This is a genomic window from Enterococcus sp. DIV0421 (assembly GCF_051713745.1).
GTDB classification, from domain to species: domain Bacteria; phylum Bacillota; class Bacilli; order Lactobacillales; family Enterococcaceae; genus Enterococcus_D; species Enterococcus_D casseliflavus.
In genome coordinates this window covers 368,569-394,162 of record NZ_JBIOQM010000002.1, presented here as the reverse complement: position 1 = coordinate 394,162, position 25,594 = coordinate 368,569, and the positions used below count along the sequence as shown (strand labels likewise).

At 46.2% G+C, this 25,594-nt stretch carries 20 protein-coding genes; 11 read left to right on the top strand and 9 right to left on the bottom strand.

Annotated features, from left to right (window positions below):
• The first annotated feature begins 3 nt into the window (after positions 1–3).
• A complete protein-coding gene (locus tag IGI96_RS12935; RefSeq protein WP_270287960.1) occupies positions 4–2,154 on the top strand; it encodes a GH92 family glycosyl hydrolase in 2,151 nt (716 codons plus the stop codon).
• Positions 2,155–2,239: 85 nt separating this feature from the next.
• Here the strand turns inward: IGI96_RS12935 and IGI96_RS12930 are convergent, their stop codons facing one another.
• Positions 2,240–3,046, bottom strand: coding sequence for a Cof-type HAD-IIB family hydrolase (locus IGI96_RS12930; protein WP_015509304.1), 807 nt, complete (start codon positions 3,044–3,046; stop codon positions 2,240–2,242).
• Between the two features lie 172 nt (positions 3,047–3,218).
• Here IGI96_RS12930 and IGI96_RS12925 point away from each other — a divergent pair, with 172 nt between their 5' ends.
• From IGI96_RS12925 to IGI96_RS12905, 5 genes are all read left to right on the top strand, one after another.
• Positions 3,219–4,214: an ROK family protein gene (locus IGI96_RS12925; protein WP_115232098.1), complete on the top strand. Its 996-nt coding sequence runs from the start codon at positions 3,219–3,221 to the stop codon at positions 4,212–4,214.
• Between the two features lie 37 nt (positions 4,215–4,251).
• Positions 4,252–6,093 (top strand): FAD/NAD(P)-binding protein, encoded by a 1,842-nt coding sequence (locus IGI96_RS12920; RefSeq protein ID WP_438785189.1) that lies wholly within the window; start codon positions 4,252–4,254, stop codon positions 6,091–6,093.
• Positions 6,094–6,285: 192 nt separating this feature from the next.
• The gene (locus tag IGI96_RS12915; protein WP_060791815.1) at positions 6,286–7,224 is read left to right on the top strand and encodes an AAA family ATPase; all 939 of its coding nucleotides are present in this window, start codon (positions 6,286–6,288) and stop codon (positions 7,222–7,224) included.
• 2 nt (positions 7,225–7,226) lie between these two features.
• Positions 7,227–8,270, top strand: a complete 1,044-nt coding sequence (locus IGI96_RS12910; protein WP_060791814.1) for a DUF58 domain-containing protein — start codon at positions 7,227–7,229, stop codon at positions 8,268–8,270.
• Positions 8,267–10,405, top strand: coding sequence for a transglutaminase-like domain-containing protein (locus IGI96_RS12905; RefSeq protein ID WP_270287958.1), 2,139 nt, complete (start codon positions 8,267–8,269; stop codon positions 10,403–10,405). The genes IGI96_RS12910 and IGI96_RS12905 overlap by 4 nt, the downstream gene beginning before the upstream one ends.
• Before the next feature lie 58 nt (positions 10,406–10,463).
• Here the strand turns inward: IGI96_RS12905 and IGI96_RS12900 are convergent, their stop codons facing one another.
• Positions 10,464–13,115 (bottom strand): cation-translocating P-type ATPase, encoded by a 2,652-nt coding sequence (locus IGI96_RS12900; protein WP_016608271.1) that lies wholly within the window; start codon positions 13,113–13,115, stop codon positions 10,464–10,466.
• Between the two features lie 349 nt (positions 13,116–13,464).
• Here IGI96_RS12900 and IGI96_RS12895 point away from each other — a divergent pair, with 349 nt between their 5' ends.
• Positions 13,465–14,208, top strand: a complete 744-nt coding sequence (locus IGI96_RS12895; protein ID WP_270287957.1) for an NADPH-dependent oxidoreductase — start codon at positions 13,465–13,467, stop codon at positions 14,206–14,208.
• A gap of 119 nt (positions 14,209–14,327) precedes the next feature.
• Here the strand turns inward: IGI96_RS12895 and IGI96_RS12890 are convergent, their stop codons facing one another.
• Positions 14,328–14,678, bottom strand: a complete 351-nt coding sequence (locus IGI96_RS12890; protein WP_074932192.1) for a hypothetical protein — start codon at positions 14,676–14,678, stop codon at positions 14,328–14,330.
• 160 nt (positions 14,679–14,838) lie between these two features.
• Between IGI96_RS12890 and IGI96_RS12885 the strand changes: the two genes are divergently transcribed.
• Entirely contained in the window at positions 14,839–15,147 is a 309-nt protein-coding gene (locus IGI96_RS12885) for a DUF5960 family protein (RefSeq protein WP_008378984.1), read from the top strand.
• A 128-nt stretch (positions 15,148–15,275) separates the two neighbouring features.
• The gene (locus IGI96_RS12880) at positions 15,276–15,482 is read left to right on the top strand and encodes a hypothetical protein (protein ID WP_010747766.1); all 207 of its coding nucleotides are present in this window, start codon (positions 15,276–15,278) and stop codon (positions 15,480–15,482) included.
• A 140-nt stretch (positions 15,483–15,622) separates the two neighbouring features.
• On the opposite strand, the gene IGI96_RS12875 is transcribed toward IGI96_RS12880, so the two are convergent.
• A complete protein-coding gene (locus IGI96_RS12875) occupies positions 15,623–15,916 on the bottom strand; it encodes a hypothetical protein (RefSeq protein ID WP_060791810.1) in 294 nt (97 codons plus the stop codon).
• 310 nt (positions 15,917–16,226) lie between these two features.
• On the opposite strand from IGI96_RS12875, the gene IGI96_RS12870 reads away from it, so the two are divergent.
• Entirely contained in the window at positions 16,227–16,682 is a 456-nt protein-coding gene (locus IGI96_RS12870; RefSeq protein ID WP_060791809.1) for a type II toxin-antitoxin system HicB family antitoxin, read from the top strand.
• A gap of 162 nt (positions 16,683–16,844) precedes the next feature.
• Here the strand turns inward: IGI96_RS12870 and pepV are convergent, their stop codons facing one another.
• Positions 16,845–18,269, bottom strand: a complete 1,425-nt coding sequence (pepV, locus tag IGI96_RS12865; protein ID WP_005225493.1) for a dipeptidase PepV — start codon at positions 18,267–18,269, stop codon at positions 16,845–16,847.
• A 159-nt stretch (positions 18,270–18,428) separates the two neighbouring features.
• Between pepV and IGI96_RS12860 the strand changes: the two genes are divergently transcribed.
• Entirely contained in the window at positions 18,429–19,265 is an 837-nt protein-coding gene (locus IGI96_RS12860; protein ID WP_086292014.1) for an NAD(P)H-hydrate dehydratase, read from the top strand.
• 74 nt (positions 19,266–19,339) lie between these two features.
• Here IGI96_RS12860 and IGI96_RS12855 read toward each other — a convergent pair whose 3' ends face one another.
• From IGI96_RS12855 to IGI96_RS12840, 4 genes are read right to left on the bottom strand one after another with little or no spacing between them, the layout of a single operon-like run.
• The gene (locus tag IGI96_RS12855; protein WP_270287956.1) at positions 19,340–21,394 is read right to left on the bottom strand and encodes a beta-galactosidase; all 2,055 of its coding nucleotides are present in this window, start codon (positions 21,392–21,394) and stop codon (positions 19,340–19,342) included.
• Positions 21,391–23,631, bottom strand: a complete 2,241-nt coding sequence (locus IGI96_RS12850) for an alpha-galactosidase (RefSeq protein ID WP_438785188.1) — start codon at positions 23,629–23,631, stop codon at positions 21,391–21,393. Before IGI96_RS12850 ends, IGI96_RS12855 begins: the two co-directional genes overlap by 4 nt.
• An 8-nt stretch (positions 23,632–23,639) precedes the next feature.
• A complete protein-coding gene (locus IGI96_RS12845; protein WP_086338491.1) occupies positions 23,640–24,107 on the bottom strand; it encodes a hypothetical protein in 468 nt (155 codons plus the stop codon).
• A gap of 53 nt (positions 24,108–24,160) precedes the next feature.
• Entirely contained in the window at positions 24,161–25,495 is a 1,335-nt protein-coding gene (locus IGI96_RS12840) for a PTS sugar transporter subunit IIC (RefSeq protein ID WP_086338492.1), read from the bottom strand.
• Between the last annotated feature and the right edge of the window lie 99 nt (positions 25,496–25,594).

Sequence of the window (25,594 nt, the reverse complement as noted above, 5' to 3'; positions counted from 1 at the left end):
CAAGTGAACGTATCAATGATCGACACACGACACGGAACAGACAACCAATATAGTTTTTCCCACGGCAACTGCCTGCCTTATACAGGGGTTCCTTTTGGCATGAATTACTTTGCCCCGCAAACCAGCGATCAACGCGGCAGTTGGTGGTTTCATCCAGAAGATCGAACCTTTCAGGGCTTTCGCATCACCCATCAGCCTAGCCCATGGATGGGAGATTTCAGCCATCTGACGATGCTGCCGATAAACGGCACTCTTTCTGAAAATACCCTTTTCCATGCGCAAAGCTCGTATCGTCCCGAAGAAAGCACCTTTAATCCAGCCTTTCTTAAAATCAAGACGCAGCGGTATTTAACAACAACGACTTTGATCCCCAGTATGTATGGCGGTATGCTGACTATTGAAAACTGCGGGGATCAGCCAGGTCTTGGCTTGTCACTGCCGGGTGACTATGTCTTAGAACAGTTGGATGAACAAACAGTGGCTGGTCAACTGATCGTATTTTCAGGGTGCGAAGATGAACGCTTCACCTTCCATTTCGTCTATCGTTTTGAAACACCCATCACGGCGATCGAAGGTACCTTGACAGGCAAAGAAGCCTTCGTCGTTCTCCGCTTTGATGATTGCCAAACACAGACGATCCGTTTTGCGACCTCGTTTCTCAGTCGCGAACAAGCTTGTTTGAACTTGCAACGGGAACAGCAATGGGCTCCTGCCGATTATCTGGCTTCTGTCCAACAGCAATGGAATCATTTTTTGCAAAAAATCGAGATTGAGCATCACGATCAAACACAAGTTTCTACTTTTTATCATAATTTTTATCGCTTATTCTTGTTTCCTCAAACCTTCTTCGAAATCGACCAAGAGGGCCGCAAAATGCATTGGGATACCTTGGCAAAAGCAATCAAACCAGGACCACTGTATACAAACAACGGCTTTTGGGATACGTATAAAACTGTCTACCCGCTCTTTTCACTCTTGGCTGTCGAACAATTGGAAGACATGCTGGAAGGCTTTTTGAACAGTTATCGCGAAAGCGGCTTTTTACCAAAATGGCTATCGCCAGATGAGCGTGGATTGATGCCAGGGACGCTGATCGATGCCGTGATCGCTGATGCCGCAGTAAAAGGCATTCGTCCTGATTTGATGCCCGAATTTTTAGCAGCGATGAAAAAAGGCGCCACCGTCCAAAGTGAAAATCCCAATTATGGTCGGCGCGGCACGACGGACTATTTGACTTACGGGTATGTGCCATTGACGCATCATGAATCGGTCAATCACACCCTTGATTATTGTTACAGTGATTTTTGTATTTCACAAGTCGCGCAACAGCTGGGTGACGAGCAAGCAGACTATTATCAGCAGCAATCGCAAAACTACCGCAACATTTTCGATCAGGAAACTGGCTTTATGCGGGCAAAAGATCCCGATGGTGCCTTTCGTCCAGAATTCAGTGACATACGCTGGGGCTTAGATTATGCAGAAGGCAGTGCGTGGCAAAGCAGTTTTGCTGTTTACCATGATTTCGCTGGCTTGATCGCCGAACACGGCGGCAAAGCGGCCTTTGAAGCAAAACTGATCGACTTGTGCAATCAAGAACCTCGCTATACGACAGAAGGCTACGGCTTTGAGATCCATGAAATGAGCGAGATGGCTGCACTCGATTTTGGTCAGCTAGCGATCTCCAATCAACCAAGCTTCCACTATCCGTATCTATTCAGCTATTTGGGCAAACCAGAAATGGCACAGCCCTTGATCAAGCAGCTATTGACACAATGCTTCAATGACTCGCCCAAAGGCTTTCCTGGCGATGAAGACAACGGTAGCATGGCTGGTTGGTACATTTTCAACTCCTTGGGCTTTTATCCAGTCACACCAGGGACGGGGGAATATGTCATCGGCATGCCATTATTTGATCAAGCAACACTACATCTTGCTTCAGGCAAAGACTTAGTGATCAAGAGCACGCCCAATGCGCCGCAACAGCTCTTCGTGGATAAAATCACATTGAACGAAGAACCCTTCGAGCGATTGTTTTTCACCCACCAAGAATTGACTGCCGGTGGTACATTGAACTTCCAGCTAGGTATCGTCCCTCGCACCAAAGAGTGGTCAGCCGATGCCTATCCTTATAGCGTCAGTCAACCACATGCATAACGAAAAAACCGCTCCGTAGCAACAGGCAGCAGTCTACTTTCAGTCAAATGAAAGTACGCGCTGTCCCTGCTAGGGAGCGGTTTTTTTATTGGTTCATTTGTAGCGGTAACAGACGTTCGATGGTTTTCAGCACGCCATTTTCATCGTTTGACTTGGTCACAAACGCTGCCGCTGCCTTGACTTCCTCAAAGGCATTGCTCATGGCGAAACTAAACGTGCCAGCTGCCATCAACTCCAAATCGTTCAAGCCATCGCCGAAGACCATTGTCTCTTCTGGTGTGACGTGCAGCAATTCTTGCAAGTGTGCCACAGTCGTTCCTTTGTGGACGCCTTGATTGGTGATATCGATCCAAGCGGCTTCCGAAGCCACGATGTAGGCGTCGTTTGTAAACTCACCTAACTGTTGGACATGCTCAAAGCAACGTAGTTTGGGATCAAAAATAGTGAGCTTCACAAAATCTTCGGTGATGGTTTGATAATCCGTCACCGTTTTGACCACCCGATAAGAGCCGCGAACTTTCTGGGCATCTGCTTCATTGGTCGTTTCAGCAATGTACGCCGCAGTCGGTGTACAGGCGATGATCACATGATCTTGCGCAATCGCAGCGAGCTTCGCAATGATCCGCCGCCCTAATTCGTTTGGCAGCAGTGATTCAAAGATGTATTCGCCTTGATGTTTGATGCGGGTCGCGCTATCCCCAAGAATCCAAACATCCGCTGCTGCTTCACCAAACAGTTCTTCCACTCGTTCACACTGTTTGCCGGTACACGCAGCAAAAGCAACACCCGCTTCTTTCATTTGTTGGCTGACTTGTTCATAATAAGGCCGATCAAAACTGCCTTGGCTGTTCAAAAATGTGCCGTCTAAATCTGTGATGACTAATTTGATCATACGTTTCTCTTCCCCTCTACCTCGTGTCCTCTTTATGGCGAATCACTTAATTAACATTATTAATTAAGTATACTTATTTTCAAGTTTTCCGTCAAGTCAGTCTTTTAAAAACTTTACATCGTTTCATCCCGTCGGTATACTTAATTAAATCACTTCATTAAGGAGAACACCTATGGCTTCTACCACCCATTCCATTCGTCAGCAAAACAAACAGCTGGTTTTAAAAACCTTATTTCAAAACGGGGCATTATTCGCCTCCGATTTAGTAAAGAAAACCGGCATCAGCATGGTCACCACTAACTCATTATTAAAAGAATTGTTGGCAGAGGGGGAAATCACTAAAGGTCCGCTGGAGCAAAAAGAGCTAGGGCGGCCTGCCGTGACCTATCAGCTCAACCAAGACCGAGGCCATTCTCTTTTGCTTAGTTTTATCGATCACGATGGTTCCTTGGCTCTTTGGTCCATGCTGATCGACCGCAAGGGGAAGGTTTTGGCAAAACACGACCAGCCGTTTCCTGATGTTGCCCCTCATCGCTTTCAAGAATGTGTAACGAACGAGCTAGCATTATTTCCCTCTGTGGAACAGATCGCCCTCTTTTTACCAGGAAAAATCAGTGGAGGAACCGTGACTTCCAGCTGGTATGAAAAATTCAATGGCTGGCAGCTGGCAGCTCTCGTGGCAGAGGTCACTGCACTGCCCTTCTACTGTCAAAACGATGCCCATATTTTAACGATCGGCTATTGCATCGCCCAACAGATCTCTTTGCAGCAAACCATCGTCGGCATGTACAATCCCGAAAAAAGCATGCCTGGTATCACGCTCCTGGTCAATGGTGCACTTTTAGAAGGAAAAGATGCCCTAGCAGGAGAAGCAAAATTTTTGCCCGGCTACTTGGATCAAGGGGCACCGCAAGACCGCACGGCTTTGGTTCAGCGTCTGACAAGCTTACTGCCATTTTATAATGCAGCTTTTGCCCCCCACTGTATTATTTTAGCCAGCAGTGATGCAGTAAAAACCGATCTCTTAGACGCGATCCAAAAAAATCCATTGCTGCAGCAACAACCCAATCAGCCTGCTTTTCATTATATCGATGCCATCGAGGAAGCCATGGTGCTAGGCATGCACTGGCTGATTTTCCGCAAGACACCTTTTGACTTAGCCCGTTGATGACACAAAGACCATAGAATAATTGAGGCGGTGTGATATGAAAATAGCTATCATTGGTGCTGGTCCTCGTGGACTTTCACTTTCAGAACGACTGATCGCTCATAGCAAACAAAACAAACAAGCCATCGACTTGCTGCTGTTTGATCCCTTTCTTCCTGGGGCAGTTTGGCGCACGGACCAATCGGCGGATCTGCTATTGAATTCTGTAACCAGTCAAGTCACCCTTTTCACGGATGACACATTAAGCACCGGCGGTCCCGTGGTCAAAGGACCTACCTTATACGAATGGGCAGTGACAGAAGGGAAACATTTCGCAGCCACGCATGCCCCTGAGCTCGTTGCGGAATGCACAGCACTTGATTCACTTGATCCTAACGGGCATTGCTCGCGGGCGTTATATGGCCTCTATCAGCAGTGGTTTTATCAGCAGCTATTAAAAGAGCTGCCTGAATCCATTACCGTCAACCATCTGTCAGACAGTGTCAGCTCCTTGACCCCTCTTTCCAAAAATCGCTACCAGTTGACGACGGCTCACCACACATTTCTTGTTGATGCCGTCGTCTTAGCTACAGGCCATTCACAAGCCCAACTGTCAGCAGCAGAACAACGATTGGCGGCGGCCGCAGAAAATAATGGCTGGTTTTATGCACCGCCAGCCAATGCGGCAGATACGGATCTAACGGCGGTGAAAGCTGGCGAACCTGTGATTTTACGGGGACTAGGACTTGCCTTTTACGATTACGTCAACCGCTTGACCAGCGGTCGGAGCGGCACCTTCGTCAAAGTCAATGGATCCCTCGTCTATCAACCTTCTGGTGAAGAACCACAAATCATCGCAGGTTCTCGTCGGGGTGTCCCGTATCATCCTCGTGGCCGCAATCAAAAAACACCGACGCAGCAGCGAAAGCCCGTTTTTTTGACCCCTGAACGCCTCGCTGCTTGGCAAGCAGCCAAAACGGTTGCTGGCAAGACCCTACTCTTCTATTTAAAAAAAGAGGCAGAACTCGTCTATTATCAGACGCTGCTTTTAGAAAAACAGCTACTGGACAAAGATCAGCTTGCCGCTTTTACCGCCGCCTTTGTTGCCACGGAAGGATCTGAAGACTTGCTGAAAAAATGGCAGCTTCCTACGACGGAGTGGTGGTCATGGCAACAACTAGCCGACCCCTTTGCTCAGAAAAAGCAACAGTCGTTGCAAGACTTTTTCATTGCACTATTACGTACCCAAATCCAAGATGCCGAAAAAGGCAATCTAACAGGACCTATCAGCAGTGCCTTGGAAGTCTTCAAAGATCTGCGGGACCCGATTCGGTTTGTTCTCGATCATCAGCTAATGCCAGCACAAGACCTGAAAACACTCTTTTGGCAGTCTTTCGTTCCCTTGAACAGCTTTTTATCGATCGGACCGCCAGTTCAGCGACTGCAGGAACTGGTGGCATTGATGGAAGCGGGAGTGGTGACCTTACTAGATCCCGACATGACTGTTGAGATCGAGGAGGCTTACTGTACGTATTCAAAGGGATTTGACGACACACACTATCACGCGACGCAATTAATTGAGGCTCGCATTCCATCGACAGCGATTCGTCGAACCAACAATTCCTTGTTGCGGCAACTGCTAAACGATCGGATCATTCACCCGCACCAGTTGGCGATCCCCAATGAGGTGCCTTTTGAGACGGGTGCGATCGCCATCGATCCTGAGACCAATCAGATCCTTGGACCAGATGACCGTCCTTACCCTACCCTCTATTGTTTTGGGATTCCCACAGAAGGCATCCACTGGCTGACGGCTGCCACTGCTCAGCCAGGAACCGATGCTTGGAATTTACGGCAGGCGGACCAGATCGCCACTGACCTCTTGCATCACACCTTCTAGTCGCTTCTTTTCTATCAAACGCAAACTTCCGAGGAAACGCTTCGGGAGTTTTTTGTTTTTCTTTCGCAAATCCGCAGAAAGGATTTTTCTTTTTTTGAATATTCTTGAAATTTTCTTTAATTGTTACACGAAAATTGCGACAGTCCTAGAAAACCGTTACAATGGAAGAAACGAACGTAGGGAGGTTATCAGATGACCGCTGAATTACAAAAAATAGATGCCTTGATCGCAGAAGTGGAAAAAGTGATTTTAGGCAAACGAGATGTGATCCAATTTACCGTGGCTGCGCTGCTTGCTGGCGGACACGTTTTATTCGAAGATATCCCTGGTGTTGGGAAAACGATGTTGGTCAAATCGTTAGCCAAAGCCATTCAAAGTGACTACAAACGGGTACAGTTTACCCCAGACCTTTTACCTAACGATGTGTTAGGTGTGTCGATTTTTAATTCCCAAAGCCACCAGTTCGAGTTTCGTCCTGGCCCGATCTTCACCTCCGTCCTCTTGGCAGATGAGATCAACCGAACCACACCAAGGACGCAAGCCTCACTCTTAGAAGCCATGTCAGAAAATCATGTCACCATCGACAATCAAACGTACCCATTGAGTCCCCACTTTTTTGTTTTAGCCACGCAAAATCCAATCGAGTATGAAGGAACGTATCCTTTGCCTGAAGCCCAATTGGATCGTTTTTTGTTCCGCCTGCATATCGGTTACCCAGATTTTCAAGATGAGCTCGCCCTCTTGACTGGAAAACGACAGCAAAGCTTGGATCAGATCCAAACCATTTTACATGCTGATGAAGTGACCGCTTTAAAAGCGATGGTCGATGACGTGTATGTCGATGAGCAGGTCGCCCGTTACGCATTGCAGCTGGTTCAAGCGAGCCGTCAGCATAATGCCATTGACCTTGGTATCAGCCCTCGTGGTGGGATCGCCTTCTTAAAAGGGGCCAAAGCGTTAGCATTGACGGAAGGTCGGACCTTTGTCACGCCGCAAGACTTGCAGCGAATTTTACCAGCAGTCTTCGGTCATCGTTTATTACTGAAAGGTGGCGTTCATGCCAGCACGGAGACCCTTTCAGACTTGATGAAACAGATGATCCAACGAGTGCCTGTCCCAACGAGGAGATAGCGATGAAGAAAAAGAAGCTTGAACGCCTGCTGCGCCTCCTGTTGTTTAGCGCTGCTTATTTTCTGCTGCTGGCTTACTGTGTGATCTTCAATAATAATGCTGGCTGGAGCCTTTGGTTTTTACTGACTTTGTTATTGTTGCTTGATGCAGTATTCTTGCTCCCCTCCCTCAAGAAGGTCCAAATCATTTTAGAAGAATCGATCCAAGCTGAAACACACACAGCGATCACCTTACCGCTGCAAGTCTTCAAGTATCGCCCGACGCTGCTGCCGCTGGTCGATTTCACCTTACAATTTGACGATCGTTTCAAGGAAAGTCATCACAGCGCCTTTTATCGAGGCAATCTGATTCGGCTGCAGCTGCCTTGGACCCCAAAGGAGCGAGGCATCTATGAAGAATTGCCCGTTCAATTGTACAGCCAGGATCTCTTTGGCTTTTTTGAAAAAAGCTACGCTGCAGTTGCGAAACAATCGATTTTGATCCTGCCTAAATTGGCGCCAGAAGCCGTTACCCTGCTGCCATTTTTTAAACAGCAAGTCCGCAGCCAAACCCACGGGGAACCCAATTTTTCTATTCGACAGTTCCGTCAATACCAGTTAGGGGATTCATTAAAAAATATCGATTGGAAATTATCCAGCAAACAACAGGAATTGATCTATCGCGAACGAGAACATGAAGAAGAACAAGACATCGTTCTGCTCTTTTGGGGAGAAGATCATCCTGCTTTTGAAGAGACTTTGACACTGTTTTATTCGATCCACCATTTCTCGCAAAATCAACGACTTTTTCAGCCGCTCTTGATTGGTGACGGATTGACTTCTCCTTACCAAACGGATGCCGCTGCCTATGCCCAGATCCTTCCCTTCGAGAAAGTTCCTGAAGGGGTACCGCTTTTGACTGGCAGCCATCTTGTCTTCATTACCCCGGTTTTCACCCCACAACTGGAAGACTACCTCAGTCAGTTGGAAGCAAAAAACAGCTGCCAAGTGTTTACCTACGCTGATTTAATGAGGCAGTTGAATAAACTTGAGGAGGCGGTAGGATGAGATTTATTAAGAAAGCGCTGATTGGTCTTCTGACCTTTCTCAGTCTATCACTGGTGATCTTGCCGTTTATCGCAGTTTATGACCTTGGCAATCAGTTCACCCTTTTAACTTATGCCTTTAGTGTCTGTTTGATTTTGACCGTGGTGCCGAAAGTCCGTTACAGTTTGCCTTTGCTGGCAGCCGCTTGGCTGATCGTCTTGTATCGGATCTTTCCTTATGGGACTGCCTTTTCTTTTGATTGGCTGTTGCGTTTTTGGCTAGACCTGCACCGTGCCTTTCAAGAAATCCTCAGCGGTGAAGTCGGCTATATCACCGAACTGGCGGCGGTGACATTGATCGTTAGTTGGGTTTTGTTTTTAGCGATCTTACCGATCGCTTATCAACGCTTTTTCTTGATTTACGCTACCATGATCGGCTACTTGCTAACAGTCGTGATTTTTAATCAATTTGATCTGACGTGGCATTTGATGGGTATTTTTCTTTGTGCCTTGGCTTCTTCACTGATCCAGCGCAGCGTCTTTCAATCCAGTCAAACGATCGCTCCCTGGTTCGCTGTGATGCTATTGATTGGTGGATTAGCCGTCACTGCTGTCTACTTGCCGCAAACGAGCCTGCGGGAACAGTTGGCAGCCCGTTCCACGCCTATACGGACAAATCTGAATCAGCTGGGTTTTTATCAATTTATTGAAGAACATGGCACGCCCAGCGGCTCTCGCACTGGATTCAGTGAAAACGACCGTCAATTAGGTGGACCACTACTGGATGATGCGACGATTTTATTTGAAGCACAACAAGAAACCCCGCATTACTGGCGGGTGGAAAGCAAAGATTTTTATTCTGGTAAAGGCTGGATCAGTACGAGCCGCGAAGAGGCTCGCTTAGAAGCAGAGGGCGTCACGATCGCGGATCAAAACTATCAGCAAGCCTATCTTGAGAACGAGTCTGTTCGGGTCCAATTTCAAAACCATGGAGACTATGTCCCATTGCCCTATGGACGCAGCACGTTGTCCCTTGAAAACGGTGCTCGCGGGTTTCAGATCAGCGACGCCATCCAGCGGGTCGATCTCATTGATCCACTCCCAGACACCACCTTGACCCTCGATTGGGACCATCCAGATTTTGCCGCAGAAAATCTCCAAAATCTGCCTTTGATCTATCCGGATTCTCCGATCGATTATATCCAGTTACCCGATTCTTTGCCGCAGCGGGTACGAGATCTCGCAGCTGAGATCACCGCTGACAGCAACAGTCTGTTTGATCAAGTCACGGCGGTTGAAAGCTATCTGAAAGATCCGCTAGTATTCCGCTATTCCAAAACCGATGCCGTCGTGCCTGCAGAAGAGCAAGATTATGTTGATCAATTTTTATTTGAATCACAAGTCGGCTACTGCGACAATTTTTCCACGGCAATGGTCGTGCTACTACGGAGTTTAGAGATCCCTGCTCGCTGGGCAAAAGGCTTTTCTCCTGGATCTCCTGCGACAGAAAACGGCATCACTACCTATACCGTTCGCAACTTGAATGCCCACTCATGGGTGGAGGTCTACTTTGACGGATACGGTTGGGTGCCTTTCGAACCGACCCCTAGTTTCCAAAATCCAGATCGTCCCGTGTTGACGCAAGAATCTACTAGCTCCGAAGAAACGCCGACCGCTAGCAGTGAAACAACACCAACGAGCAGCAGGGAAACAGAAAGCAGTGAAACCACGACCAGCAGTTCTGCAACAGCCGCGGTTACCGATGACGTTTGGTTGACTGAGGAGCTGAAACAAACGCTGCGCAATGGCTTCTTTGGAGGCTTAGCTATACTAGGACTTGGCCTACTTTTCTATTTCCGCCATTCGTTTTTCCGTATTCATTTATGGTTGATCTGCCGCTTTAACAAACAGCCGCTAGTTGCTGCCTATCCTTTGTTTTTGCGGCAAACGACGAAAGTTCTGTACCGTAACGAGGCGGAGCCGTTGATCGATTATGCCCAACGACTCGAAGCATTCTATCCACTGTTCCATGGTGATTTTATCCACTTGACGCAGCAATACGAAGCCTACCTTTACAGCCAAGAACAGCCGGCTAGTCAAGAAGCCTTCTTGAAGCAAGTCGCTGCCCAAATCAGTCAGCTGAAAAAAATCAACTAAGCAGTGAGGATAAACGACAAAAAAACGTATCGATCAAACGATCGATACGTTTTTTGCTTTAGGCGTTTCCTTGACGTTTTTGAACGGCAATAATAATCAGTTTCGTGATTTCCATCAAAACAACTGCCACAGCAGCCATTGCGATACATAGACCGACATGTCCTAAAGTGAAGGTTGCTGGAATCGCAAAGACTTCACGGATGCCAGGAATCAAGGTAATGCTGTATAGTCCACCACAAACGACGATCGCCAGCCATACCATTTTATTGGCAAAAAGGCCAGCTTGCCAAGCAGTCTCAGTGTTTGAGCGTGCTGGTAATGTTTGCAATGTTCGGCTCCAGATAAGTGTTGAGAAGGCCATCGCTACACCTAATTCAGGTGATTGGTTCATTCCTAACCATTGTGCCAAAATCACGACAGCGGCAATCAAAATACCGCGATACGTTACTGAGATCAATGTTTTTCCAGTGAAGATACCAGCATTTGGATCTCTTGGCTGGCGCTGCATGATCGTTGGTTCGGCCTTTTCCATTCCTAGAGCAATCGCTGGTAATGAGTCGTTGACTAGGTTGATAAAGAGTAGCTGCAAGGCAGTAAATGGATTGTCCCAACCCATCACTAAGGCAAAGACGATCGCAATGATCGCACCTAAGTTTCCAGCAAACAAATAGGAAATGGCTTTTTTGATGTTGTCAAAGACGTTTCGGCCAACTTCTACGGCTCGAATGATCGAGGCAAAGTTGTCATCCGTCAAGACCATCGCCGCTGCGTCTTTGGCAACGTCCGTTCCAGTTCCCATTGCGATCCCGATATCCGCTTGTTTCAAGGCGGGTGCATCATTGACCCCATCCCCGGTCATGGCAGAGATCTTGCCTTTGTCTTGCCAAGCCCGCACGATACGGATTTTGTTTTCTGGCGAAACACGAGCATAGACTGTGATTTTGTCTAATTGATCCGCTAGTTCGGTTTCAGAAAGAGCATCCAATTCCGTACCAGTCAAGGCTAAGTCGCCCTCGGCTGAAATACCGATCTCTTGTGCGATCGCCACGGCTGTCGTTTTGTGGTCCCCTGTGATCATAACTGTTTTGATACCGGCAGATTTAGCATCCGCTACGGCTTGTTTGACTTCTTTACGAGGAGGATCGATCATCGCCATCAAACCAACTAAAATCAGCTCATTTTCATCCTCAAGTGTCAATTCTCGTGATTGGGCATCGGTCAATGGACGGTAAGCAAACGCCAAGACCCGTAAGGCCCGTTTTGAGAATTCTTCGTTTTGATGCTGCAATTTCTGCTTGATTTCATCTGTTAAAGGCACGACTTGATCATCGATCAAGACTTTGGTACTGCGGCCAAAGACGATGTCTGGCCCACCTTTGGTCAACAATAAATGTTCGCCATCGATCTCATGTAAGGTTGACATCAATTTACGATCAGAATCGAAAGGCAATTCTTGCAAACGAGGAAACTGTTGACGAATTGCCCGATAAGGCTGATTTAGTTTCTCACTGTAATCCAGAAAAGCAATTTCAGTAGGGTCTCCTAGCTTCGCCCCATCTTCACTGATGGCAGCATCATTGGCCAAGACACTGATCTCTACTAAGCGTTTTTCAGGCAATGTCCAGGTAGTTGGCTCATCGGAGAACGTGCCCGTTTGCCCATTTGGTAAATAGTAGTCAACAACGGTCATTTTGTTTTGGGTCAAAGTCCCGGTCTTATCGGTACAAACGATACTCGTTGAACCCAATGTTTCAACCGCTGGTAGTTTTCGAATGATGGCATGACGCTTCGCCATTTGTTTTGTTCCGATCGAAAGAACGATCGTCACGATCGATTGCAAGGCTTCTGGAATCGCTGCAACGGCTACGGCTACCGCAAACATAAAGGCGTTGACTAAGTCTTGTGTCATATCACCTGTTCCGTCACCTAAGAACAACCGTGCGACTTGAACCCCTAAAATAATCAATGAAAGGACTAAAATCGCCAAGCTCAGTTTTTTACTGAAGCTGTCTAATCCTCTTTGCAATGGTGTTTTGTGTTCAACTGTACTTTCCAATAAGCCAGCCACTTGACCGATTTCCGTCACATTACCAGTCGCAGTTACGATAAACCGACCACGCCCATAAGTGACGATCGTTCCACTGAAGACCATGTTGTCACGGTCGCCGATCGGTGCGGTACGATCGATCACACCTAATTCTTTTTCCGCTGGCGTTGATTCCCCGGTCAGCATTCCTTCATCGACCTTCAAAGAACCCTCTTCGATCAATCGACCATCTGCTGGTACATAGTCCCCAGCTTCTAAAATAACGATATCACCGACAACCAATTCTTTCGCCAGCACACTTTGTTCTTTGCCATCCCGAATGACGTTAGCATCTGGTGCCGATAGGCTTTTCAAGGCGTCTAACGACCCTTCGGCTTTTTTCGTTTGAATCACACTGACGACGGAATTCAACAAGAGTACTGCGAAGATAACGATCGACTCAACGTGGGCACCCATAACCATTTGGATGATTGCCACGATCAGCAAGACGATCACCATCGCATCTTTGAAGGTATCTAAGAATAAGGCAAAGCTAGATTTCTTAGGTGCTTCCTTCAGCTGGTTCAAGCCATTTTCTAACCGCTTGGCTGCCTCTTGCTGCGTCAACCCCTCTGGACTGCTCTGGACCTCTGCCATAATTTCCGAGATTTCTTTTTGATACATTTCTTTCGCCAATTTTTTTGCCCCTTTTAATTTTATTTTCCTTAGGCACTCTGCTAGAAAAAAAGAGACCTAAGACAAGTATACGCTTGTCTTAGGTCTCACCATTTCAAATAATACCAGAAAGCTGTCGCCAGCTTACTTACTGTTGATATTATCGCAGCTTGCGCCACCGGTTACTCCCCTAAGGAATAATAATAAGAATGTATCATTATCATAACGGAAACTTTTGTGCTTGGCAACTATAAAACATCAATTTGAAAATTTTTTGAAAACATTCTTTTTGTCCCCATTCCTTTTTTTCTGTTACACTAAGGAAGAAAGAAATTTGTACGTTACAGGAGGAAAAACGATGGATCTTTTTGATACTTTTACCCGCCACAGCTCTGTCCGAGATTTTCAACCCCGCCCACTATCAAAGGAACTCAAGCAAAAATTAGTAACGGTTGCCCAGAGCGGTTCCAGTTCGAACTTTGTTCAAGCCTATTCGATCATTGAGGTCAGTGATCCTGAAAAACTGGCTGCCATCGAAAAAATTGCCGGTGCCCCAAATTACATCACTCGAACGGGCGTCTTCTATCTTTTTGTCGCCGACTTACATAAACACCAGCAGCTGCTGACCCAAGCAGGGGTGCCTGATACCCACTTAACCACGATGGAACCATTTATTGTGTCTGTCGTTGATACGACCATCGCTGCCCAAAATATGGTAGCTTACGCTGAAGCACAAGACTTAGGAATTTGTTACATCGGCGGCATCCGCAATGATTTGCCTCGTATCGCAGAACTTGTCGGCTTACCAAAATTGACGTTTCCGTTATTCGGTTTAACGATCGGCTATCCGCAACACAGAAATGAGCCGAAAGTCCGCTTGCCCCAAGAAGCGATCGTAAGTGTCGATCAGTATCAACCGCTGACGCAGGAGCAAACAGCTCAGTACAACCAAACAACAGAAGCCTATTATGCACAGCGCAGCAGCAATCAACAGCAAACCAATTGGCAAACGAAAATGACGGGATTTTTCCGTGAACCGCGACGTCCAGATGTCGCTGCCTTTATGAAGCAACAAGGCTTCTCAGACCACTTCGGCGAATGAGGACACTAATTTCCACGGGAAAATAAAAAACGATCTTTGGCAAGGAATCTTGTCAGGATCGTTTTTTGCTTAGTGTAAAAAATCAAGTTCAGGCGGCTCTTGTATCTTTGTCGCGCTAATTAACGTGTGGCTTCTTGTGCGGCTTCGTTGACGGCAACTGCCTGCTCACATTTTTCCATTAATTCTACTAACGCTTTATCTAACACTGCTTCATTTTCGGAGGTTCGCTGACTGATTTGCGTCATAGGCTGCGCCGCAAGATCCAGCAAATAGGTAGGGATTGCTTCTTTTTCAGCAAAAGTGCCCTTGATCAGCGGCTGGTAGACAGACTCGCCACAGGGTCCGGTTTTGATAAAGGCTAGTTCGAACTGCGCCTTCCCTGACAAACGCAACCGATAGACCCCTTCTTTGGTCAGCAGTTTTTCATCGGCAAAGCGTGCCTGCAATCGTGCGAAACGTTCGTAATCCATGGTATCTGCTCCTTTTTGATTCCTTCTTTTCTCTAGTGTAGCAAATTTCTTGTTAGCAAAACATCTTTTTCATAGAGAACGCCCCCTTTTTCCTCGCTTGGTGATTTTTCACTTTACAAACAGAACAAACGTTCGTATAATTCAAGTGAGGTGAATGTGTATGCCAGCTGCAAAAATCGCTTATGCAAAACAAGAAACCTATGCATTTGAAAAACACTATTATGAATTGGTAAACTTTCCCACACCAGTGGCGCTTTTGTTTGATGAATTCGCACTGACGATGGAGCGCAATCAAAAATCGTATATTGCGATCCCCGCGCGCTATTCCGTCTTAAAGGTTCCGCTCGTCTTTGTTTTTCGACTAGAGACTAAGGATGCGCCTGTTTATTATTATGAGCACGTACTCGCTGAAAATAAGATCATTCGCCGCTACAACCCCGAGCGTAACTATTTGCCCGGCGGAAGATAGACCAATGGCTCAACCCGTTTGCCATACTTAGCGGTTGCACTCTCCTGATGCATATCACTGAGCAGCAGTTCGAATATTTGTCATCCAAACGAAACCCCTCTATACTAAAAAGAAAGGGGTTTTTCACAATGACGAAAAAACCGCCGCAAACGTCTAAAGAAAAGGAAGCCGCTTCTAACAATATGGGACTGGGGATCGGTGTCGGAATGGCATTAGGTGCTGCATTTGGGCTGCTGTTTTTTGACAATCTAGCATTAGGCATGGGTTTAGGCATCGCACTAGGTGTAGCGATCGGTGCGGGCATGGATCAAAAAAGCAGCAAAGACAAGAAATAGCTGCAGCAAGGAGCTGTGTTTATCTGTCACAGCTTGCTGCCCAGTAAATACCAAAAAAGCCTAGGTTCTGCACTTGTTGTGCAGGACCTAGGCTTTTTTACTTCGAGCAATATTCTCGAAAGCAGCTGCTTCACAGTTGGTTACAGCAGATTTCTTTTCGCCATTTCTGCGCGATACAGTTCATAGATCGCATCACTTTGCTTTGCATGGCTGCGGTAAAAGAGCCCATAAGAGAAAATCGCTTGGAAATTGCTTCCTTGATTTGCTCGTGCTACAGCGTGGTACAAATTCGCCAACTGCTGATCAGACATCTTCCCGCTTTTGATTCGTTTGGCAACTGCTTTTTGGGAAAGGGTAAATAAAATCGTCGTAAATACTTGATAAACCACCCAAATCGCCAGAATAACCAAAATAAATTTCACCAAATCAGGCATCACTTTTCAACTCCTTACAAAAAGTAAATCATTCAGATGATTTGATGTCAATAATAAAATAGAACATTTTCATTGATAATAGACACAAAGATTTTTAAATTACCACAAAAGATGATGTTCTTTCAATCATCAGAATTTCTGAATTGATACTCTCCTCTTAAAAAAAATTGCCTATTGTTCAGTATTTATGACACTGGTACAATTGAAAAAGCGACAACTCTTGCTTAAGACTACTGGGTACTAGTAAAAAATAAGAGCGCTACCATTGTAATCAGATCTGTAGAGAATCGCGAAAAAGGAGTTGTACACTATGTTAGCAAGTTACCCTGCATTGTTTTATTACACCGATACAGACGGAAGCGAAGTGAAGTATTTTATTTCTTTTCCTGATTTTCCTGAGCAAGTCGGCACTCAAGGCTTAGACATCGCCGATGCTTTATTCATGGCATCCGATTGGCTCGGAATCGTTTTGGCAGATTGTATTGAAAATAATCGGGAGATTCCGCTCTCTACCCCCATTAATTGTTTATCACTGGAAGCGAACAATCCATTTATAGACGATTTAGATTTTGAATTCGATTACGATAAAGAAAAATCATTTCTATCGATGGTCCTTGTCGATGTTTCAGAATATTTAGAGAATCAAACCTTCGTCGAGAAAAAACTGGCGATTCCTCAATGGGCGGATAAACTAGGACGAACTATGCATTTAGATTTTTCAGAAATCCTCACTGACGCAATCCTAAAGAAAAAATGTAAAGACTGATTGCTTCTACACCTCATCACTATGAGGTGTTTTTTACTACTCAGCCCGCTATTCTATACTAAAAAAGTGCGGCATTCTCTCACATGAAAAAGATACGAGAATGCCGCACGAAACGTTCAATTGTATTTATTTAGCGAGTGAACAGACCCAATCAATGTCTCTTTATTTCGCCAAACGGTAGATAGCATCTGCATAGATCACCGCTGCGTTGAAGAGGTCATCCAAGCTCATGAATTCATTGGCTTGGTGCATGGTGTCGACATAGCCAGGGAACATTGCGCCATAGGCAACGCCGCGTTTCAATAGACGGCCGTATGTGCCGCCGCCGATGATTTGTTCGAAGCCTTTTTCGCCAGTGTGTTCTTCATAAACCGCCAATAAAGTTTCTACCAATGGATCATCTGCTGGCACGTAGTGAGGTTCCATGTTGCGGTCATTGCGGGTAACGGTTGCCCCTTCCATACCGACGGTGCGTTCCACACCGATTTCAAGTCCTTCCGCAGTTACGCCTTTAGGATAACGGAAGTTCAATGCGATAAAGTTGTCTGCTTGCGTTCCTGCTTGGTTCGCTTTGAAAGCAAACAAGCCAGCATTCATGGTCAATTTACCCATTTTTTCGTCTTCGTACGCCACACCTAATTTTTCACCGTAGAAATCTTCATGGACATAGGCTGCTGCTGCATGGATGAATTGTTTTGCGCCGCCGCCAAAGGCATAGTTATCTAAGAAGACTGCTAAGAAAGTCCCCGCATTGATTCCTGATTGTGGGCTGGCACCATGAGCACCTTTACCGACTAATTCGATCGTCACTTGTTCATTTTCTGTTTCAATCGTCCCCGTCACTGGATTGGCTTCAACGTAATCGAAAAAGGCTTTTTCGATCGCTAATGCTTCTTCTGTTGATGGAGCAATGAAGCTTGCTGTTGCCGTTCCTGGTACCATATTTTCTCGCAAGCCAGCAGTAAAGCTTTGCAGCGTGAAGTCTCCTTCATTGTTGCCTTGGAAATGGATCCCTAATGTCACATTTCCTTTTTCTCCATTAATGATTGGGAAATTGGCATCTGGTGAGAAGCCAAAATCAGGCTTTTCTTCATGCTCAAAGTAGTAATCCATATCTGCCCAGCCGCTTTCTTCATCAGAACCAACGACAAAACGGATTTTTTTCGATAATGGCAAGCCTAATTCTTTGATGATCTTCATCCCATAATAGGCAGCCATTGAAGGACCTTTATCATCAGAAGAACCACGAGCATAGATTTTGTTGTCATTGATGACTGGATCATAAGGATCGGTTGACCAGCCGTCACCTGCAGGAACAACATCCATGTGGCCGAAGATCCCTAATGTTTCGTCTCCTTCACCAAATTCGATGTGACCAGCGTAGTTATCGACGTTTTTGACTGTGAAGCCATCACGTTCGCCATAAGCTAGCATGTGTAGCAACGCATCACGAGGTCCAGGACCAAATGGCGCATCCGCAGTCGCTTTATCATCTTCTCTTTCACTTTTCACTTTCAATAGATCAATCAAGTCGTTCAGCAAATCGTCTTTGCGGGCTTCGACCTCTTTTTTCCAATCGATTGTCATAGTGTTCCCTCCATTTCTGTTCTCGCTATTTATGATAACACTCTTAAACCAAAAAAGGAAAAAAAATTGCGCCTTTTTCCATGGGTCTTTTCTATGAAATTTCTAGGAAACAGGTATAATAAATATAACTCGATTTTGATTAACGAAAGGAGTCATTGCATGGAGCAACTTGATTCTGCAATTTTATCCAAAGTGATCCAACAGCGCCCGACAAAAAGCCACAAAGGCACTTTTGGCCGAGCCGTTTTAGTAGGGGGCAACCGCCAATTCGGTGGGGCGATCTTAATGGCTGCGCAAGCCTGTGTGTATGGGGGAACTGGTTTGACCACCGTGATCTCCGATGGCGTCAACCGAACCGCCCTGCACGCCCGCTTGCCTGAAGCGATGTTTGTCGATTGGCAGCAAACAGAACTGATCGATACGGTCACCGAATCGGCAGACGTCCTACTGATTGGTCCTGGATTAGGCGAAGGAAAAAGCAATTTTGATCTGCTGCAGCGGATCGTTTCTGCCCAAAAAGAACACCAATGGTTGGTGATCGATGGTTCGGCGATCAATTTGGCTGCCAAATATCCGCTGATCATCCCCTTTCCTGAACAAGTCGTCTTCACGCCGCATCAGATGGAATGGCAACGGCTCAGCGGACTGGCAATTGCCGACCAGACAGAAGAAAACAACCAGCAAGCCCAACAAAAACTCGGAAGTCTGGTAGTCTTAAAAAGCCATCGCACACAAATTTACGGCAGCAGCATCGCCCAAAATCCCCTCGGAACACCCGCAATGGCGACTGGCGGCATGGGTGATACGCTGGCAGGCATGATCACCAGCTTTTTGGCACAGTTTGAAAAAACAGAGGAAACGATCCACGCGGCTGTCTATCTCCATAGCCTGATTGGCGAAGCATTGGCAAAAGAGCACTATGTCGTGTTGCCGACACAAATCAGTGCCGCATTGCCTCAATGGATGAAAAAGCACCAAGCATCCGATCCAGAATGATTTCTGATAAACCATTCATCAAAAAAACATCCCTTTCTGTATTTGTCGAAGGGGACGTTTTTTTCAATGGTCAGCTAATTGTTAAAATAAACCACTCGCACTTCATACGGCGCCAAGGTTGCTGTTTGAGGGACTGCTTGATTGGTCTCTAAATCAACGACTTCTTTGATCAAGTGTAGTGTCTGCTCTTTCTCAGAAAAATTCATGATGAAAAAATACGATCGTTCAGGACTGGACCTACCTTGGATCGAGACTGCAGGATTGGCATGCGCGATCCTTTCCTCTGCCAAAGACAGCTCACGGGCCAAAGAAGCATAAAACTGTTCGAAAAAGTCATAGTTGGTGCGAGCCGCCAGATAGTAGGCGGTGCCGGCACCAAAGGCATTTTTGGTGATCGCAGGGGTTCCTTGGTAAAAATCCGCTTGATACTCCCCTAGTACCTCCGCTGTTTCGGCTTCGATGATTGCAGAATAGTCCCGTGTTTCAAAGGGCTGTCCTTGAAAAACCACTTGATTGTGTTCAGTGTCAAAAAGAGTTTCCAGCTCCAGCACGTTGATGCCTAATAATGCTCGCAACGGCTGTGGCAAGCCCCCCAGATACAACAAGTCGGTTTCATTGACCATGCCGCTAAAGTAACTGGAAATCAAGGTACCACCGGCTTCCGTGTACTGGCAAAGTTTTGCCATCGTCTCTGATGTCATCAAGTAAAGCATTGGAGCAATCACCAACTGATAGTCAGAAAAATCTTGCTCTGGCGTCAAAATATCGACAGCGATGTCTTGTTCCCAGAAATAACGATAATGCTCCTGCAACGTTTGCGGATACCGTCTGGTTGGTCGACCAAACCCGCCGCCTCGCTTCAATGCCCAGTTGCTTTCCCAGTCAAAAAGGATCGCCACTGCTTTTTTTCTTGTGGTTCCTTGAATCTCTTTGATTTTTTCCAAGCGCTTGCCGTAAGCCGCAACTTCTTTGAAGACCCGATTCTCCGTGGAATCATCATGTCCCACGACTGCTCCATGGAATTTTTCTGAATTGCCGCGGGATTGGCGCCATTGAAAATACAAGGTACTATCTGAGCCGTGAGCGATCTGCTGCATGGCACTCAACTGATGGACACCAGGCTTTTTCGCTTTATTAAAGGAATGCCAGTTAACAAAACTCGGCGTGCATTCCATCACTAAAAAGGGCTGTTTCTTCAATGACCAGTACTGGTCATGCACATAGGCGGATTTCATCGCTGTCGCTGCCAAGGATTCAAAGTTGTTGTTCCAATCAGGGTAACTATCCCAGCTAACGATGTCCACATGACGAGCGAACTTGCTGTAATCAATGCCTTCCAAAGGAATAAAATCTTGGGTAGCATGTCCTTCCGCCATAAAATTCGTCGTCACAGGAATGTCCGGTGTCAGCTGACGGATCGGCGCACATTCATGCAAATAAAAATCGATCGTCCTATCTGTGACAAATCGTTTCCAATCAAGATCCATGCCATGCACTTTGTGTTCCCCTAAAGGTGAAGGCGGTAAAACCTGCGACCAATCGGAGTAAGTACCGCCCCAAAAAGAAGTCCACCAGGCATGATTCAACGTGGCTAAATCACCATATTTTTTTTGCAGCCAGCTGCGCCAGTTTTCCTGACAATAGGAGCAAAAGCATTCCCCAGAGTACTCATTGGAGATATGCCACATGGCTAATGCCGGATGCTTGCCGTAACGTTTTGCCAACTGCTGATTGATTTGCGTCACCTTTTCCCGATAGATCGGTGAAGAGTAACAGTGATTGTGGCGAAACCCATGGGTATGTTTTTGCCCTTGGGCGTTGGTCCGATTGACTTCGGGATACTTTTGGCTCAGCCATTGAGGACGCCCACCGCTAGGAGTGGCCAAAATGACTTTGCCGCCGATGTCATGGATCTGATCAAACACACGATCCAACCAGTCAAACTGATAAACGCCTTCTTGCGGCTCTAAGGCACTCCAAGCAAACACTCCTAATGTGACAGTGTTGACATGGGCTTGCTGCATATAAGCAAGATCCTTTTGCAAAATTTCTGGATAAGCCAGCCATTGATCGGGGTTGTAATCCCCGCCATGCATAAACTGCTGATCAAACAATTGATTGCTCATCATTCTACTCCTTTTTTGGCTTGTAACTGGTAGACAAATGATTGAAAATCGCCAGTGACTTGCGCTGTTCCATGGTTGACGGCATTAAACTGATAGGGTTTACGCAACCCTAATTGCCTTAACAGCTGACCAGAGACAGTTTCGCCATTGACCTGATACACCTGTTGGGCATTAAGAAAGGCTGCGGGCAAAAAGTCTTCCGCCGTCGGATTGGCTTGTGCCAACACGCGAAAGAAAGCAATCAAGGCTTCTTCGTTTTGCGGATCATACACTGCCCAAGTCGTTTCATTGGCACTTTTTACCAACTGCTGCAGCTGGTAAAAAGTGCCAAAGGTCAGCAATTGCCGCTGTTTTTTATAAAAGACGATTTGGGATTTGATCGCCTGCTTTTCGGTTTCAGACAAGTGAAAGAGATCGAGTTCATACCCCAAAGGCCCAAACATTGCGACGGTTTGCCGAAAGGCTAAAGACGTTGCCCGGCCGACTTGGTGGTTTGGTGCTGCCGACACGTGATTGCTGAAGGAGGACAAAGGATACCCTAACAACGTTCCGCTTTGGATGGCTAAACGTTCCACTGCATCACTATCATCACTAGGCCAAATCTGCGGACTGTAAAATAAGATCCCTAAATCGTATCTGCCCCCGCCGCCAGCACAGCCTTCGATCAAAAGGATCGGAAACGCAGCTAAGATTTTTTCATATAAGCGATAAAGACCTAAAATGTAGCGATGATAAAACTCCGTCTGAGAAATTCCCTGTTCCGCTAAATAGGGAGAGTAAGCTTCAGTGATATTGCGGTTCATATCCCATTTGATGTAATCCAGCTTGGTTTCAAGGATCACTTTTTGCATCGCTTCGAAAATCGCCTCAACCACTGCTGGATTGGCAAAATCCAACACGTATTGTCCGCGCCCCACAGAGATCCGCTCATAAGGATGCTTGACTACCCACTCAGGGTGCTCTTGGTACAACTGACTATCCGGCGAAACCATTTCTGGTTCAAACCAAATCCCCAGTTGCAGCTGCATGGCATGAATTTTCTCAGCAAAAGACCCGATTCCTTTTGGAAATTTGGCAGGGTCCGCCACCCAATCGCCTAATGAACTGCGATCGTCGTTGCGTTTTCCAAACCAACCATCATCCAGCACAAAGCACTCCATCCCTAACGCCTTGCTTTCTTGAGCTAAGGTCAACAGCTTTTCTTCATTAAAATCAAAATAAGTCGCTTCCCAGTTATTAAAGACGATCGGCCGCTGCCGCTTTTGCCAATAAGGAGCAATTACATGCTTTTCGATAAATTGGGCGGATTCTTGACTCAAGCCATTCAGACCAGCAGCGGTGAAGGTGAAGAGACATTCTGGGGCTTCAAAAGTTTCTCCTTGTGAAAGCTGCCAGCTGAAATGCTCAGGATGTATCCCCAACATCAATCGAACGTTGTCCCATTCATCCATTTCCGCTTGCGCCAAAAAGTTGCCCGAATAAATCAGGTTGGCACCATAGACGTGACCAGTGTCATTGGTGGCTTGCTGTTCTTTTAAGGCGACAAAAGGATTGTGCTGATGACCAGACGCTCCTTTTAACGAGCCGACACTGATCGTCCCTTGGGTCAAAGGGACCGTCTTGATATGCCGTTCTTTCAGCCATGCGCCTGAAAGATGCAGCAGTTCAAAATCGCGATTTTTCAGCTCCAAGACACCACTCAAAAAGCGCTGGATGGTTCTCGGCTTGCTCCCCCTATTGGTCAGTGTTTGCTGCCGCGTGATCGTTCCTGATCCTTTGAAGATCGTATAGGTGATTGCCATTTCCAGCTGTCGCTCTTGGTCTACTAATTCAAAGACGATGCTTTGGCTTTCATCGGCAGAAGCAAAGCTGGCTGGTTGTGCCAGCTTTCGTTCTTTGCCCTCAAAACAGTGAAAAGCTACAAGTTTAAAATCCACATAAAGAGGGGTTTCTTCCTCAAAAACCGACACTGCCCCTTCTCGAAAATCAGAAGTCCCATACGTTGGCAATTCTTGAAAACGGTCCGCCAAGGTAAAAAGATTGTCAGCTTCAAAAAACTTGACGGTTCCTGCCGATTTATTCTCTTTTTTCTCAAGGTACGCTTGATCAAATGGCGCCAGTGTGCCTAGAGATGGCCCAAAATAGACATGACCCAGTTGCTGATTTGGTAACACATTTATGATATAACTGATTTTTTCATTGTATAAGTGAAAGAGTTGTTCATTCCTAATTTCTATCATTGCTATCCTCAATTTTCCCCATTTTTTTCATTTGTCCCTGCTCGTTGACAAGCTGCTTCAAGATAACGCAAGCGTTTTTTGACGCCGCGATTGAAAAAGAATTTGTAAAACAGCGCCGCCAGCATAAAACTGTAGGTTGTTTTCTGCTGCTCAAAATGGCTTTGTTCCGAATACGTGACTTGCAGCTTCCCTTTTCGTCCTGGAGCAAAACTGTACCGTTGATCGATCACTCCTTCTTCATGGGTCGTACGAAGCCACAGCTCATCCGCGGCAATTTTTTTGACCGTCATGACGGCAGGTACCAACCGCGGGGCGGTTTTGGTTTGGATCATCGTTTCAATACGGCAGCCTTCCCCGAACGGTTCTTGGGCTTGTTTGGCTAGAAAAAATTTCTCTTGTTCCGCCAATAACACACGGGAAAAGTCCGTAGGTATCGTATTCATTTGATAACTGCAAGACAATGTATCGGTTCTCATCACAAATTCCTTTCTAAAGGGTGCGCGTATTGCATTCCTTTCCGTTTCTGGGCTTATCTTTCTTCTACCCTTTGATTGATCGTTTCAGATGCCGCTTGTTCATTTGATGCCGCTTCTGCTTTTTCTTCTTTCAAGTACCCGCGATCCATTACGATCAAGAATGGCACCCAAATCAAGGTCATTACGGCAACCGTCACTAACTGTAAGATTGCGCCGGCAACAGAACCCGTGCCTAACCAACCAGATAAGAAAACAGGGGTCGTCCAAACCACCGTTGCTCCAATTGGTCGTGGCACTAAGCCTGCGGCGATCGCAAAGTAAGAGATCGTCGTACTGGCTAATGGCGCTAAGATCCATGGGACAAAAGCGATCGGATTCAAGACGATCGGCAAACCAAAGGTCATCGGTTCAGATACGTTGAAAACAGATGGAGCGATCACCGTCTTCATTAATTTTTTCATCCGAATCGAACGAGCGATAAAGAAGGCCATTGTAATCGAGATCCCCAGCTGCATTCCTTGATTGACGAACACGCCCATAAACGTAGTGTTAATGATATGGGGCAGTTGTTCAGCCCCTGCTTTGTAGGCTTCATAGTTTTCAATCGCTAACGCATTCATGATTGGATCGATCACCGCATTGACCACTAGTGTTCCGTGAATCCCAAACCACCAGAAGAATTGGGTGAACAAGACGGCGATTAGTACTGCTGGCAACGTACCGCCTAAGCCCATCAATGGTTTTTGCAAAATCTCATAAACGAAATCAACGGCATTGCCCCATGAAGTAAAGGTGAACAAGTAGCGAATCAAATTGAAAAGGAACAACGGTGCCGCACCAGGAATGATGGCGACAAATGATTCTGCGATCATTGGCGGAACCGAATCTGGCATTTTGATCGTCAGCCCAGCCGCACTGATTTTGCAATAGATCTGCGTAGCGATAATGGCCGTGATGATTCCGACAAACATTCCCTCAGCCCCTAATTTCGACAAGGGGATCACTGTACCTAACTCTTCGGATGAGCCAAAAGGCAGCAGCATCAAAAACGAAGACAGTGAGATGGCACCCGCAAATAATTTGGCTTGTCCATACTTGCCAGCCAATTGATAGCCGATCCCAAAAACAACGAAAATAGCGGTGATACTCATGGTCGCATTTCCGATAGGACCAAAAAAGTCGTTTAGAAACGTGATGAATCCCTCTGGAAGTTTTTCCGAGAGTCCGAAAGTAGCAGGCAGATTTTGAATAATAATCATAATTGACGCAAACATTGTTGCAGGAAAAGCGACCATAAACCCATCACGAAGACTTAACAAGTATTTGTTGTTGGCAATGATCTGAGCAAAAGGCACCATCTTTTCGGCTAATTTATCAATAAACTTCATTTCGTTTTCTCCTTTATTTTTAACTGTAAACGTTTACTACAATCAGTATAGTTGCTTAGTTAATGTTTACACAACCCCTAAAATAAAAAAAGATCAGAC

Coding starts and splice junctions, on each gene's coding strand:
- IGI96_RS12930 (WP_015509304.1), bottom strand. CDS start 3,046: ATGATCAAATTAGTCATCACAGATTTAGACGGCACATTTTTGAACAGC.
- IGI96_RS12925 (WP_115232098.1), top strand. CDS start 3,219: ATGGCTTCTACCACCCATTCCATTCGTCAGCAAAACAAACAGCTGGTT.
- IGI96_RS12920 (WP_438785189.1), top strand. CDS start 4,252: ATGAAAATAGCTATCATTGGTGCTGGTCCTCGTGGACTTTCACTTTCA.
- IGI96_RS12915 (WP_060791815.1), top strand. CDS start 6,286: ATGACCGCTGAATTACAAAAAATAGATGCCTTGATCGCAGAAGTGGAA.
- IGI96_RS12910 (WP_060791814.1), top strand. CDS start 7,227: ATGAAGAAAAAGAAGCTTGAACGCCTGCTGCGCCTCCTGTTGTTTAGC.
- IGI96_RS12905 (WP_270287958.1), top strand. CDS start 8,267: ATGAGATTTATTAAGAAAGCGCTGATTGGTCTTCTGACCTTTCTCAGT.
- IGI96_RS12900 (WP_016608271.1), bottom strand. CDS start 13,115: ATGTATCAAAAAGAAATCTCGGAAATTATGGCAGAGGTCCAGAGCAGT.
- IGI96_RS12895 (WP_270287957.1), top strand. CDS start 13,465: ATGGATCTTTTTGATACTTTTACCCGCCACAGCTCTGTCCGAGATTTT.
- IGI96_RS12890 (WP_074932192.1), bottom strand. CDS start 14,678: ATGGATTACGAACGTTTCGCACGATTGCAGGCACGCTTTGCCGATGAA.
- IGI96_RS12885 (WP_008378984.1), top strand. CDS start 14,839: ATGCCAGCTGCAAAAATCGCTTATGCAAAACAAGAAACCTATGCATTT.
- IGI96_RS12880 (WP_010747766.1), top strand. CDS start 15,276: ATGACGAAAAAACCGCCGCAAACGTCTAAAGAAAAGGAAGCCGCTTCT.
- IGI96_RS12875 (WP_060791810.1), bottom strand. CDS start 15,916: ATGCCTGATTTGGTGAAATTTATTTTGGTTATTCTGGCGATTTGGGTG.
- IGI96_RS12870 (WP_060791809.1), top strand. CDS start 16,227: ATGTTAGCAAGTTACCCTGCATTGTTTTATTACACCGATACAGACGGA.
- pepV (WP_005225493.1), bottom strand. CDS start 18,269: ATGACAATCGATTGGAAAAAAGAGGTCGAAGCCCGCAAAGACGATTTG.
- IGI96_RS12860 (WP_086292014.1), top strand. CDS start 18,429: ATGGAGCAACTTGATTCTGCAATTTTATCCAAAGTGATCCAACAGCGC.
- IGI96_RS12855 (WP_270287956.1), bottom strand. CDS start 21,394: ATGATGAGCAATCAATTGTTTGATCAGCAGTTTATGCATGGCGGGGAT.
- IGI96_RS12850 (WP_438785188.1), bottom strand. CDS start 23,631: ATGATAGAAATTAGGAATGAACAACTCTTTCACTTATACAATGAAAAA.
- IGI96_RS12845 (WP_086338491.1), bottom strand. CDS start 24,107: ATGAGAACCGATACATTGTCTTGCAGTTATCAAATGAATACGATACCT.
- IGI96_RS12840 (WP_086338492.1), bottom strand. CDS start 25,495: ATGAAGTTTATTGATAAATTAGCCGAAAAGATGGTGCCTTTTGCTCAG.